The following is a 12,237-nucleotide window of genomic DNA, read 5'->3' as shown; positions in this document are numbered from 1 at the left end:
ATTCTTTAGTTCAATTCATATAGTGTGTTAAAGGAATTGCTCGAAAGATGACGAATCCTAATGTTGAATAACCGCAGAAATGACGAAAAATGGTCTTAATTCAATGTTTAACATTGGTGAATTTGGTTTAATGTACAATGCAATTCCTGTTCTACATTTAAGTACTTGGTTCATAGCCATTCGTTTATATAGAACGCGTAAGATTCAGTCGTAATGAAGGAGGAACGTCACGTTGAGCACATCCTATGAACAGCATGTAGAATATCCAAACCGGAAACGAATGGCGTGGCTTACGGCGGGGGCGGCACTTTTTGTGGCAGCCGGATTTTTTTTGATTTTTGATCGTTCTTCAGTTACGAATGATTCCATCCTCTCGGGGGTGATTGGAATACTATCCATTTTGTTTTTTGGGCTATGTTTCTGCTACAGTCTGGTAAAGATGATTAAGAAGGAACCTTCTTTTGTGATCAATGAGGATGGGTTTGTAGATGCATCTTCTTATACCGCAGGAGGGGCAGTGGCCTGGAAAGACGTTGAGAATATTTTTATGTATGAATTGATGGGACAGAAAATGATCGGGGTTAAATTGCGGGACGAGAAAGCCTTTCTGGATCGTCAGAATGGGATGAAACGCAAATTGATGACGGTCAACAGCAATATGGTCGATGCGACCATCAGCGTTGCCCAGAGTAGCCTTACCATGCCACTGGATCAGTTGTATATCATGATGATGAGGCACTGGAGACATGTAAGCGATGGCATGATTTATGATTCGTATAGTCATCGTTAGAGAGGTCACAATGTCCATAAAGTCTTCAGAATGGAGGAATATAGATGATGCATGGTGATCAGACACGCACGATTCTGCTTCCAGATGGAACTGTCCTGCCCGCGATCGGACAAGGCACGTGGTACATGGGAGAGAAGCAATCCAGCCAAGAAGAAGAAGTACGGGCATTGCGTTCCGGTATTGAACTGGGAATGACCGTGATTGATACGGCAGAGATGTATGCAGAGGGTGGGGCAGAAGTTGTTACGGGAAAGGCTATCTCAGGCCTTCGTGATGAAGTCTTTCTCGTATCGAAAGTGTATCCCCATCATGCAGATCGCAAGCAGATGATCACGGCCTGTGAGCGCTCTCTCAAGCGATTGGGAACAGATCGTCTGGACCTGTATTTGCTCCACTGGCGTGGAGGTGTACCGCTCGAAGAGACGGTTCAGGCTTTGGAGCAATTGAAACAGTCCGGTAAAATTCTGCGATGGGGTGTCTCGAATCTGGACACAAGGGATATGCAGGAATTATGGAGTTTGCCAGAGGGTTCTCTGTGCATGGTGAATCAGGTACTGTACAATGCAACTTCGCGTGGTATTGAACATGATTTGCTCCCCTGGATGCGGAAACGTAGCGTTCCTGTTATGGCATATTGTCCACTGGCTCAGGGGGGCAGACTTCGGAGTGAATTGTTGGAGCATCCGGTCATTCAGGAGATTGCGCAGGATCGAGGAGTTACGACTTCTCAGATCGCATTAGCCTGGGTGATCCGGGACGGAGATGTGCTGGCGATTCCCAAGGCGGTACAGCTGAATCATGTGGCAGACAATGCAGCAGCAGTGAATATCGTTTTGACACAAGAGGAACGGACCCGATTGGATGAGGCTTTCCCTGCACCTAAAGGCAAGGTACCTTTAGACATCGTGTAGATGGTATCTTTGAACGATAAGCATGTGAGTAAGGTGAAAATACGAATATTGAGCGATGCAGGGCAGATCTATACGATCTGCTCTTTTTTGTATGTGCACAGAAATCGGAAGCATGTCCATCAACGAAGCGAATATATATTTTGACAAATGGGCTTTACAACACTATATTACTAGTGTACTATGTAACTAACACACCAGTACAGAGAGGAGCGAGTGCTTTGTGACTATGGAATTTGATAACAACTTACCAATATATCTGCAGATTATGCAGTACATCAAGAGACAGATTGTAACCGGGACACTTCAGGCAGGTGACAAAATCCCTTCGGTTCGTGAACTGGCGGCTGAATTACAGATCAATCCCAATACAGTACAACGGACATTTCAGGAACTGGAGCGAGAAGAAGTGGTCGAAACCAAACGGGGCTTGGGCAGATACGTGACAAGTGAGGAGCGGAAGATTATGACGATCAAAAAAGAGATGGCCAGTGAGTTGCTGGAACGCTTTCTAACCGGAATGCAGGAACTGGGGATTGAAGAGCAGGATATTTTATCCATCGTAGCCGATGCCGTTGCGGAAGGAAAGGGAGGAACAACGCATGAGTAACATCCTTGAACTGAACCAGATTAACAAGACTTATGGCAATAAGAGAGCGCTCAGTAATATTACATTGGATATTGCTCCTGGCCGAATTGTTGGCCTGCTGGGTAGTAATGGCAGTGGCAAAAGCACACTCATGAAACTGGTTGCAGGTTTGCTGCATCCTACCAGCGGAACGATTCAAGTGACAGGTAAGCCTGTTGGGCTGGATACGAAGTCATTGGTTTCATTTATGCCGGATCGCCCATTAACCGAGAAGTGGATGAGAGTGCGGGATGCGATTGCGTACTACCGCGATTTCTATGCTGATTTTGACGAGGAGAAAGCCCGGGAGATGCTAGATTTCATGAATCTTGTGGAGAGTGATCGGGTGCGGCATCTATCCAAAGGGATGAATGAACGACTGCAACTAACACTGGCGCTATCCCGCAAGGCTCGTCTATATCTGTTGGATGAACCGATTGGCGGAGTAGATCCGGTTGCGCGTGGCAAGATTCTGGATGCGATCGTCAAATTCTATGATGAAGACAGCAGTCTGATTATCTCCACACATCTGGTGAATGATATCGAACGGATTTTTGATGAAGTGGTCTTCATTCGTGAAGGTCAACTGGTGATGCGGGAAGAAGTGGAAACGCTCCGTCTGAAATATGGGAAAAGTGTGGATGAGATGTTCAAGGAGGTCTATGCGGAATGATGACATTATTGAAGTATGACTTTAGAAGGAACTGGAATACACTGCTGGCGGGGCTCGTTATTTTGATTATTGCGCAAGTGGCGCTATCCCTTTTCATGTCTGAGGTCACAGGGGTTGTGCTTGGCATTATGGGTTATGTTGGAGTAGGTGTGGCTATTTATGTGAAAATGATCAAAACATACACGTCCAATATCCGCTCTTATAATCGCCGTCTTTTACCCGTAACAGGCCTATCGCATGTGTTGTCTCCTTTGATCTTTGGAGCTCTTTGCGGGCTGGGATTAGTCATTATATTTACGACCCATGCCTACATTTATATTTCAATGAAGCTCAGAATGAACATGGCTACCCATATTGATCTTTCGGGTCTGCATGTATCGGATTATGTTAGTTTGTTACTGTTTATCGCATGGGTTATCGTATTCATGACCGTGATCATCTTCCTTTCGATCTCGATTGCAGGCAGCTTCCGTTGGAGAACCGGACCATGGATCGGAATCGTTGCATTCTTGGTCCTCGTTAATCTGATTGGCTGGTTGGAGAATATGATTATGACAGGACGCTTCAGTCCAAATGAGATGTTCCGTTACACCGAAAATAGTACAGGGATTTCAATCACAGCCAATGGCGTATTATGGTCGGATGGCATGTGGGGAAGCACTATATTCGAAGTGATCGTAGCGATCATTCTGGTGTGGGCTACCATTTACCTGAACAACAAAAAAGTTGAAGTCTAAGGACCGCGCTATAAGCAGGTTAGAATAAAACGACACGGGCGACGAGAGTTGCTCGTTTTGTCATACCGAGATTTCACTTTTTGAATCGCATCCCGAAGAACACACGTAATTCTATATAAATAGAACTAGACATTTACACAAAACGGAGAGGACAGAAAGGACCTGAAGAAGCGGAGCGTTCTCCTTTATCACCGGATTTCCCCTCATAGAAGGAATCAAAAAAATCTGGGGATAACAGCGATCGGAAGGTTGTTCTGTCATCGGAGTGTGGAGTGTAAATATTCTTTAGCGTATTCATTGGTTGCTAAACCCGGTTAAAGAGAACGAAAGGGGCCATGTAAGGGAAAGGAGAACGTAATATGGAGCTATACTTCAGGGATAATTTTTTAATGCGGGTTACACCGAAATTATGAATTCGAATCAGGAACAGGCCGGACATCTGGATTTGAAAAGTGTTTTTGGCTCTTCGCTCGATGTATCCGATCACTCGGGATTGGTCTGTAGCGGCAAATTCCGCATGTTAACCAATCGTTGGGATATCACTGCAGCCGATGGGAGACATCTGGGCGTATTGCGAGCGAGGTTTAGTTTCTTCAGCAAAAAGTATGAGTATGATGCAGGATCGCGCGGTATATACGATGTGTCTGCTCCCGCATTTTCGCAGGAATATGATGTCAGTGGAAGTGGTGGACGCATCGTGGCAAGTTTCCGTCGCACCAGCGGCTGGTTTAGTTCAGGGGCATTTGTATTGGATAACCAGTCTGAACAACTGGACACATATGAATTAATTGCAGTCGTCATGGGTGTGCATGCGATCAACAAGAGACGAAATTCAGCTGCCAGCAGTGGCGGAACCTAGTTTAGGCTCATGAACAGTAAAAAGGTCTGGATGAGATCATCCAGACCTTTTTTATATGGGGTTATTTTTGGGCAAAAGGTTAGGGTTAATCCACTCTTACGTAATCAATGACCATCGGCTTTTGCAAGCGGTTTTTCCTCATGTTGGCGGTGCTGAGCTTCATTGGAGTGTTCGGCATGGTTATCAGGCTCTTTTTCCGCATAACGGGCCAATGCCTTCGCAGCAGTCTCGGACATTCGCTCCCGCAACATTGGATGGTCAGCGATTCGAACCCGTTTGCCGAGAAAACGCATTTTGGATAAGACATAATCCATCTCATTTCGCGGGATGGTCAGCTCGATTCGATACGTCTGCTTGGCTTCCATGTACTCGACCTGTTTCTCGAAGCAGGAGAAAGCATAGAGGATTCGGGACAGCTCCTGATTGAACTTGGGCAGAACCTCGATGGTGATCTTCGTTTTGCGCTTCTCCGTAATGGCAGCAATTCGGGCAATGTAACCCGAAGCGCTATCCGGCTCCACCGGTTGGGCCTCCACGGTAACGATGCTGTGCAGCTTGGTGGACATGAGCCTGTCGATGCGAGGCGCGTACCAGAGCACGTACCATTCTTTTTTGACCATGGAATACTCCAGTTTATGCGGGAACCCCCATTCATCCTGGCTTGTGCGTCCATTACGGACGCGACCAATCAGTCGAAAGCCCTGGCGATGCAGAATGATTAGCCGTAACGGTCTAAGTAGTGGATGAGAGACACTGTTTTCCTCACTTTTGGCTTTTTCGGTCAGATAGTCCTGAAGATTCAGATCCTGCTCACCGTTCAGCATGTTGTGCATTTTATCCAATGTTACAGCGCTCAGGGCTTCTCTTGCGGCAGGGTGATTCAGCATCATGCGAAGCCAGGCCCGTTCCTGTGAGGTCCAGGTAAACAGTCCGGTTTCATTCAGTCGGGTCATCATCTGGTAATTGAACATCTTCTCGAACAGGTTCATAATATTCCGCAATCTCCTTCCATTCCTGGATCATCTCCTGGCGTAGTCTCTGAGGTGCGATGATTTCGCAGCTTGAGCCAAAACTTCGTAACCACGGTTTGATCTCGGTGGTACCGTTAACCTGGATTTCGTAGAGAAAGGTATGGTCCGTTTCGGGTATGATCTTGCCCCATTGACCTTGCAGACGAACACGATCCAGAATGAAGTTGCGCTGACCACGCTCCGGGTGGAAAAAGCGAGCTTGAACTGTCACGGTATTTCCCGTATCTACCAGCCAACTGTAGCGACTAATGTCAGTCCACTGCTGCTTCAACTCGAGCATGTATTCCTCTTCTACGGAATCCTCTTCCTCCAGTTGGGTTATGCCTTCCATGCGGAATTTCACGAAGCCCCGGCGGCCCTGAAATCCAATGACATACCAACGACCATACTGATGGTCATAGACCACTTCAAGGGGCACGATCCGGTTGGATCGCCCACCTGCTTCTCGCTCAAAGCGTGGATTCGTATTCTGTGAACTGTAGCTGGATGGTTTTTTCGGTGAATAGTATAGGAACTGCACACGCTTGCGCTGACGAATCGCACTAAGCAGCGTGTAGAGATGAGCTTCGTCCAGGATACGAGAATAATAGTGATACTTGTAGATATAGGGTTCGGTCGCTTCTTCTTGCGGAAAACTTGTGGTAATAGCCTTCTTCAGACTGTCCCGCAATAAGTACCCCTGTACGGAAGGAACCTGGGTATTTGCCATTATATCCACAAAATCATACAACTCCAGCTGTTCCTCCACGGTTAATTCGGTAAGGACATCTTGCTCCAAAGCATAGCGATACGGTCTGCCACCCGGCTCTTTTCGAATAACGCCAACCTCTTCCAGATATTTCAGATCAGAGCGAATGGTTTTCTCGTCAGGTAACGCCAGATCTTCCGGCAGATCAGCACAGCAGGCGTCCAGCAGTTCCATTGCGGTCAGGGCTGTGTTCTGTAGGGTATGCAAAAGGAAGGAAAGGCGCTGAACTTCAGTCTCTTTCATCGACTTGGCGCGGAAGAGGAAGAGCAGCATGGGCTCTGCGGATTCTCCGTACTGGAAGCGCACGAGGTCTGCCATTTCCCGGCTTGCTTCGGCACCTAAACGTTGATCAGCGACGGTCTGCATGATTTCTTTTAACCTGCGATTGGTTTTATCAAAGGTATGTACGGATATGCCAAGCCGCTCGGCGTACTGTTTGCGGGTATATGCACCACTGGTCAGGGATAACATGCGTAAGAACTGAATTTCTTTGTCAAAACTCTCTTTAGCCATGAGTATTCACTCCTTGGTGGCCTGGAGTCAGGCGGATATAATGGACGACGATGTTGGCAGAACAATTCTGCGGTATAGGAACATTCTTGAACTTCCCATTGGCGATATCCCTTTATTGTAGCAGGAAGAGTGTCAGGTTTCATTTTAAACTTATAAAGGTTGACTCCATCGCAAAAATTCAGTCGTCGTCATACTTTCGCCATGTTCGCGTGTAGATGTGTGAGGCATAATGAGGTTGTGAAGCGGGGCAGCAACAAGCACTGTGGATCAAGGTTCCGAGGCGCCAGGGAGGGTTACTTCGACTGTTAATCGACCAGGTCGTTGGTTCGAATCCAATCGCCGCCGTCCATGGCGGTGTAGCTCAGCGGTAGAGCGGGTATTATACCTTCCCACCTTTTTCCTCGGAACATTTTATTATGAAAGAACAGTAATTAGACTCACACCGGGAGGTCATGAGGGATGAGCAGAGCGAAACAATTATTCAATCAACCTCAGCCAACGACACGTAATCATGGGGGCTACGGAGCCTATGAGCGATTGGTGGAGGAACAATATATACAGATGTTGATGACCAATACATTGAACAATACGTTCTATGCAGATACCCAGCAACTGATGGATGACGCGATAGTCAGTCATCAGGAGATGGCTGCGGTCGATGCAGGGTATATGGCGCGGGCACTGGTCTATGCTCGTAATGAAGGTTTGATGCGATTACAGCCTATATATGGGCTGGCACTATTGTCCAAAGTGGACGCGGATCAGTTTGCAAAGGTGTTCTCCCAAGTCGTACAGACACCGGCTGACTTGGCTGATTTTCTGACCATTCTGAGAGGAATGGGTCGAGGGCAGGGCGGTCGAGCAGTGAAGCGTCAGGTAAGTCTCTTTTTGAACGGGATCAATGAATACTGGGCGATCAAATACAACGGACGCGGGCGAGGATACAGTCTGGGTGATATGATCGCTACAGCACACCCCAAACCGATAGATATGAAGCAGCGAGCCTTGTTTCGTTATTTGCGCGGGCATGAGGTGGATCTTACGGAACTGCCACAGTTGCAAGCGCTGGAAGAACTGAAAGCTACGCCCAACCCCGCAAGCCGGATGCATCTGATCGAGAAAGGTAAACTTCCGTACTCGGTGGTCACCTCGATCATGCAACCGACACGCACGGTGTGGGAGGCGTTAATGTCACAAATGCCGACCTTTGCGTTGCTGCGTCATCTGAACGCAATGGATCGGGCAGGGGTTTTTGAGAAAGCAAAAAATATCGATGCCGTTACACGTCGTCTAACGGATGTGGAGGCCCTACGTAAGTCACGAATACTGCCTTTCCGATTCGCCAGTGCGTATGAAATGATTGCTAGGGAAGAGCTGCGGGATGCTTTGCGACAAGCGGTGGAGCTATCCATTGGCAACCTGCCAACGCTACCGGGAAGAACGGCTATTTTCCTGGATCGTTCCGGTTCCATGCAAGGGGATTATTTACGCATTGGTTCGGTGCTGGCGTTGGCACTTTATAAACAAACGAGAGGTAACGCACTGTTCTGGTTATTCGACCATTTGGTTGAGGATGCTCGGCCGAAGATGAATGAGAGCATTCTTTCCCAGGCTCATCGGATTCGCGCACAAGGAGGAACAGACACGGGGCGACCCGTGCGGGAACTACGGGATATCGGAGAGAAAGTGGATCAGATCATTATGATTACCGATGAACAGCAGAATGAAGGCAGCCCGTTATATGCCGAGCTTGAGCGATACCGGCGGATGATGAATCCGGAGCTAAAGGCATTTATTGTGGATATAGCACCTTATCAGCAGGCAATGGTACCGCCACGAGATGGCAAAACCTTTTACATCTATGGTTGGAGTGAAACGGTATTGACGTATATTGCCGAGACTGTGGCCGGATATGATACACTCGCGGACCGGGTTAGAGCGATAGATATTTAATGTGGGAATTTGGAGGAGACTGATCATGACCTATGTTCATGAAGAAATGAAAGATACGATCAGACAACAGCTCAAGCAGATTGAACAGGAGGAGAAGGTACGAATCATCTATGCCTGTGAATCGGGCAGCCGGGCGTGGGGATTTCCTTCCCAGGATAGTGATTATGATGTGCGTTTTCTGTATGTGAGACCGCTGGAATGGTACTTGTCGATTGAGGATCGAAGGGATGTTATTGAACGCCCGATCAGTGATCAGCTCGATATCAATGGTTGGGATCTGCGCAAGGCGTTGAAGCTGTTTCGCAAATCAAATCCGCCCCTGTTGGAGTGGTTGCAATCCCCCATCCAGTATGATGAACAATCCAACGTGGCACAGCATATCCGTGCACTTTCACCGTTGACCTTCTCGCCCAAGTCCTGCATGTATCATTATCTGAATATGGCGAAGGGCAATTTCCGGAATTATTTACAAGGTGAGCATGTGAAGATCAAAAAGTATTTCTATGTGCTGCGTCCCTTACTCGCTTGTGGCTGGATCGAACGTTATGATGCGATGCCACCGATGGCATTCGAAGAGCTGGTGCAAGAACTTATACCTGCGAATACACCGCTGTATACGGAGATTCTTGAATTGCTACGCCGTAAAAAGGCGGGCGAGGAACTGGATCTGGAGTCGCAGTTGCCGGCAATACAGACTTTTTTGGCGGAGAAGATCGAGCATTTTGAACAACTGGCCGGACAGATGGATAATGAGCAAATCATTCAATTGGAAGAATTGGATCGGATTTTTCGTTTGGCATTGCAAGAGGTGTGGGGTGAAGGGGAATAAGAGAGAGAAAGTGAAAGAATAAAAATAAGAAATCATACAGAAGCAGGTTGGGATCTAATCCTAACCTGCTTCTTCTATTGTAGTTATACATGCATTTATTTTGAGGCGATTCTCATCGCACGTCGTATCTTGAGCAGGGACGTATGAGGTGAGCCGGATCAGTTGGTATGTGCAACCGCGCGAATCTCAACCAGTTGATGAGGGAAAGCCAGACCCGATGTCCCGACCATCGTAACTGCTGGACGATGCGTACCAATGTACTCTTTGTACACGGCAACACATGGCTCAAGATGCTCTTGAGGATGAACCAAGAAAATCTCCAGTTCAGCAATGTTCGACTTGGTCACGCTGAACCCTGCGAGTACGCGATCCAGGTTATCCAGTGTCTGGCGAACCTGTGCTTCAATATCATCCACACCAATAAACGTCCCCTGCATATCATGCGAAAATTGCCCTGCAATGTAGATCATACCGTTAACGCTGTATCCCTGAGCCACGCTGAATGCTTCTTCCCACGGGACACCGTGGCTGTAAATTTGAGTTGTAGTCATATGTTTTTCTCCTTTGTAATTCAAGATATGCCCTAGTATAAACGGAGAAAAACAACTTGGGCAGTACGCACTTTCATGACAGTGACTATCCAAAAGGATAGTATTAACACGGTGTTTTGTGAGCCTAACGACTCATTTTGGGAAATCTTTATATCAGGATATTTAATTTAGATATAACTAACTTAAGTCCTATATCCTTCCCCTAGAATCTGGGTAATAATTAGAGTAGGCAAGTGATTGATGGAATCTCATAACGTAACGATAGGGGGTAACCTGTATGGCATCCGTAATTCTGCTGGTGAAACAGACGGAGGACGAGGAGAAGGTTATTTATCGATTCGGACCGAATGAGCGTAAGATGGGGCTCATTGAGATGAATAAGATCAAGGAAAGTGTGAGAGAACTGGAACCTGTCCAAGTGGATGGGGTGAGTCCAAGCTTTTTCTTTAACCGAGCCGCGCAGCGACTGGTACGATGTTTATTCAGGGAAGGCGGCAAGTTCCCGGAACGAACGACGTTTGAAACATAGTCCTATGGCAGGCTGCATGACAAGTAGGCTGAGCAGGCAGTGAGAGTTCATGGGTTAAATAATGGAAGAAGTCCAAGAGACCAAAGGTAGTGGCTCTTGGACTTTTTTTGCGTGTGCTGCACATTTAAGTTTGGGAGACAGGGACCTCGAAACGATCGATCCATTCTCGCAATTGTTTACGAAAGGAGGAATTGGTATGCTGGTCAATCTCGATGTTAGAATCATTTTCGCTGGTGGAATCTTTGCTAGTCATGCTCCAGATACCTTGTTCGGTATGAAGCAGCAGGAGAGCTTGATCGGGCAGAGGAATTACATCTTCGGCATAATTAATGATACTGAGGTTATCCACACTACATCCAGAGGTTTCAAAAGAGTTATGCCATACCTTCAACAACTCGCGTGTTTCTAGAGGTAGCTCCCAATCCTCCATGAATTTATCTAACAGCATATGGTTTTCCTCGTTCGTCAGGATAGCCCATTGTTCCTCTGTTATCGTGAACTGAGTAGGTTGATCAATGAAAGGTGTGTGTTGCCCTATGTAAAATTGGAACAATTCCTCTTCCCATTCCTCAGGTTCTGTCCAGGTGAACAAATGCACACGTTGATCCACTGCCAAATGATAGAGGTATGTATCGTTGTTATCCGTACTTTTATGAATGGTTAATACCTTTTCTTGTTCAAGGCTGTCTGAGTATGCTCTAATCATGCTGTGACTTTGGGTAAAATGCATAAGCATTTTCAGGAACTCCGGCTCGATCTCTATCGTAGTATCTTCCATATGTAAGATGAGCCCCTTGGATAAAAGACCGTGAGAGGCAGCTCTTAGAACGAGTTCCCAGTGTTGTTCAGATAACTCGCCATACATCGGTTTTAGGAGACCGGCTGCAATGTCCTCCGCGCCAAGTGTGGCCAGCGCAAATCCGAATTCTTCAATGGATAAGGTGACAAGTGGTTTATTCATAAGCTTAACCGCCTACTTTCCATGTAGATTGACAGATACAAGTTACCTTTTTTAGAAGGTCATTTGTGCTCATTCCAGGTTTTCCGAAGTAATTTAAGAATATCGTTTTCCTGATGTTTCAGTAGACTATACGTATATACTTTATAGCTCTTTCCATCAACCATTTTGAATAAGTAATAGGATGGAGTAGGTTGAATCCATTTGTTTAGTCCCGGTGCTACGAAATCAATGGTGCGTATATCCTTCCAAGATATCTGTATTCCTGTATTTGTCTTAATACCAGACAGATCGAAGGAAAATAAGATGTTTGTTCCAAATACTCTCGTGATGTTCCAGATAAACAGACGTCCCACAAACCAAAAGCTTAAGAATGCCGCACTAGTAAAGTACAAGGTTTGAAGTACGCTATTGTCACCATAGATAACATCTCCAATCAAGACAAGTCCAGCAATGATAAAAAGAGCAGATATCAACGTATGACGAATTGCATATTTGCGTTGGTATGTAACGAGCTGCATGGATACCTC

General features: G+C 46.6%; 14 protein-coding genes. 9 read left to right on the top strand and 5 right to left on the bottom strand.

Annotation, left to right across the window (positions count from 1 at the left end; all coding sequences use genetic code 11):
- Positions 1-232 precede the first annotated feature (232 nt).
- From ACX9NY_RS17875 to ACX9NY_RS17850, 6 genes are all read left to right on the top strand, one after another.
- Entirely contained in the window at positions 233-790 is a 558-nt protein-coding gene (locus tag ACX9NY_RS17875; RefSeq protein WP_342572053.1) for an STM3941 family protein, read from the top strand.
- 44 nt (positions 791-834) lie between these two features.
- The gene (locus ACX9NY_RS17870; RefSeq protein WP_472474125.1) at positions 835-1,701 is read left to right on the top strand and encodes an aldo/keto reductase; all 867 of its coding nucleotides are present in this window, start codon (positions 835-837) and stop codon (positions 1,699-1,701) included.
- A 220-nt stretch (positions 1,702-1,921) separates the two neighbouring features.
- Positions 1,922-2,308, top strand: a complete 387-nt coding sequence (locus ACX9NY_RS17865) for a GntR family transcriptional regulator (protein WP_076331852.1) — start codon at positions 1,922-1,924, stop codon at positions 2,306-2,308.
- A complete protein-coding gene (locus ACX9NY_RS17860; protein ID WP_339259224.1) occupies positions 2,301-2,999 on the top strand; it encodes an ABC transporter ATP-binding protein in 699 nt (232 codons plus the stop codon). Before ACX9NY_RS17865 ends, ACX9NY_RS17860 begins: the two co-directional genes overlap by 8 nt.
- On the top strand, positions 2,996-3,736 hold the full coding sequence (locus ACX9NY_RS17855) for a hypothetical protein (protein ID WP_339259226.1): 741 nt from the start codon (positions 2,996-2,998) through the stop codon (positions 3,734-3,736). The genes ACX9NY_RS17860 and ACX9NY_RS17855 overlap by 4 nt, the downstream gene beginning before the upstream one ends.
- Positions 3,737-4,145: 409 nt before the next feature.
- Positions 4,146-4,595, top strand: coding sequence for an LURP-one-related/scramblase family protein (locus tag ACX9NY_RS17850; protein WP_472474122.1), 450 nt, complete (start codon positions 4,146-4,148; stop codon positions 4,593-4,595).
- 104 nt (positions 4,596-4,699) lie between these two features.
- Here ACX9NY_RS17850 and ACX9NY_RS17845 read toward each other — a convergent pair whose 3' ends face one another.
- Together ACX9NY_RS17845 and ACX9NY_RS17840 are read right to left on the bottom strand one after the other, a co-directional pair.
- Positions 4,700-5,584 (bottom strand): WYL domain-containing protein, encoded by an 885-nt coding sequence (locus ACX9NY_RS17845; RefSeq protein ID WP_472474120.1) that lies wholly within the window; start codon positions 5,582-5,584, stop codon positions 4,700-4,702.
- The gene (locus ACX9NY_RS17840) at positions 5,532-6,887 is read right to left on the bottom strand and encodes a helix-turn-helix transcriptional regulator (RefSeq protein ID WP_472474118.1); all 1,356 of its coding nucleotides are present in this window, start codon (positions 6,885-6,887) and stop codon (positions 5,532-5,534) included. The genes ACX9NY_RS17845 and ACX9NY_RS17840 overlap by 53 nt, the downstream gene beginning before the upstream one ends.
- Before the next feature lie 459 nt (positions 6,888-7,346).
- On the opposite strand from ACX9NY_RS17840, the gene ACX9NY_RS17835 reads away from it, so the two are divergent.
- Complete coding sequence (locus tag ACX9NY_RS17835; protein WP_472474116.1) at positions 7,347-8,840, top strand: TROVE domain-containing protein; 1,494 nt, start codon at positions 7,347-7,349, stop codon at positions 8,838-8,840.
- Positions 8,841-8,865: 25 nt separating this feature from the next.
- Positions 8,866-9,669 (top strand): nucleotidyltransferase domain-containing protein, encoded by an 804-nt coding sequence (locus ACX9NY_RS17830; RefSeq protein WP_472474114.1) that lies wholly within the window; start codon positions 8,866-8,868, stop codon positions 9,667-9,669.
- A 158-nt stretch (positions 9,670-9,827) separates the two neighbouring features.
- Here the strand turns inward: ACX9NY_RS17830 and ACX9NY_RS17825 are convergent, their stop codons facing one another.
- Positions 9,828-10,220, bottom strand: a complete 393-nt coding sequence (locus ACX9NY_RS17825; RefSeq protein WP_472474112.1) for a RidA family protein — start codon at positions 10,218-10,220, stop codon at positions 9,828-9,830.
- A gap of 277 nt (positions 10,221-10,497) precedes the next feature.
- On the opposite strand from ACX9NY_RS17825, the gene ACX9NY_RS17820 reads away from it, so the two are divergent.
- Entirely contained in the window at positions 10,498-10,749 is a 252-nt protein-coding gene (locus ACX9NY_RS17820) for a hypothetical protein (protein ID WP_472474110.1), read from the top strand.
- Between the two features lie 124 nt (positions 10,750-10,873).
- Here ACX9NY_RS17820 and ACX9NY_RS17815 read toward each other — a convergent pair whose 3' ends face one another.
- Together ACX9NY_RS17815 and ACX9NY_RS17810 are read right to left on the bottom strand one after the other, a co-directional pair.
- Positions 10,874-11,710 (bottom strand): hypothetical protein, encoded by an 837-nt coding sequence (locus tag ACX9NY_RS17815; RefSeq protein ID WP_472474108.1) that lies wholly within the window; start codon positions 11,708-11,710, stop codon positions 10,874-10,876.
- A 59-nt stretch (positions 11,711-11,769) separates the two neighbouring features.
- The gene (locus tag ACX9NY_RS17810; RefSeq protein ID WP_339259241.1) at positions 11,770-12,228 is read right to left on the bottom strand and encodes a hypothetical protein; all 459 of its coding nucleotides are present in this window, start codon (positions 12,226-12,228) and stop codon (positions 11,770-11,772) included.
- Between the last annotated feature and the right edge of the window lie 9 nt (positions 12,229-12,237).

Source organism: Paenibacillus sp. CB74, from assembly GCF_055687625.1.
This window is presented reverse-complemented; position numbering and strand designations above follow the sequence as displayed.

Coding starts and splice junctions, on each gene's coding strand:
- ACX9NY_RS17855 (WP_339259226.1), top strand. CDS start 2,996: ATGATGACATTATTGAAGTATGACTTTAGAAGGAACTGGAATACACTG.
- ACX9NY_RS17820 (WP_472474110.1), top strand. CDS start 10,498: ATGGCATCCGTAATTCTGCTGGTGAAACAGACGGAGGACGAGGAGAAG.
- ACX9NY_RS17830 (WP_472474114.1), top strand. CDS start 8,866: ATGACCTATGTTCATGAAGAAATGAAAGATACGATCAGACAACAGCTC.
- ACX9NY_RS17840 (WP_472474118.1), bottom strand. CDS start 6,887: ATGGCTAAAGAGAGTTTTGACAAAGAAATTCAGTTCTTACGCATGTTA.
- ACX9NY_RS17845 (WP_472474120.1), bottom strand. CDS start 5,584: ATGAACCTGTTCGAGAAGATGTTCAATTACCAGATGATGACCCGACTG.
- ACX9NY_RS17860 (WP_339259224.1), top strand. CDS start 2,301: ATGAGTAACATCCTTGAACTGAACCAGATTAACAAGACTTATGGCAAT.
- ACX9NY_RS17870 (WP_472474125.1), top strand. CDS start 835: ATGATGCATGGTGATCAGACACGCACGATTCTGCTTCCAGATGGAACT.
- ACX9NY_RS17815 (WP_472474108.1), bottom strand. CDS start 11,710: ATGAATAAACCACTTGTCACCTTATCCATTGAAGAATTCGGATTTGCG.
- ACX9NY_RS17850 (WP_472474122.1), top strand. CDS start 4,146: ATGAATTCGAATCAGGAACAGGCCGGACATCTGGATTTGAAAAGTGTT.
- ACX9NY_RS17810 (WP_339259241.1), bottom strand. CDS start 12,228: ATGCAGCTCGTTACATACCAACGCAAATATGCAATTCGTCATACGTTG.
- ACX9NY_RS17825 (WP_472474112.1), bottom strand. CDS start 10,220: ATGACTACAACTCAAATTTACAGCCACGGTGTCCCGTGGGAAGAAGCA.
- ACX9NY_RS17835 (WP_472474116.1), top strand. CDS start 7,347: ATGAGCAGAGCGAAACAATTATTCAATCAACCTCAGCCAACGACACGT.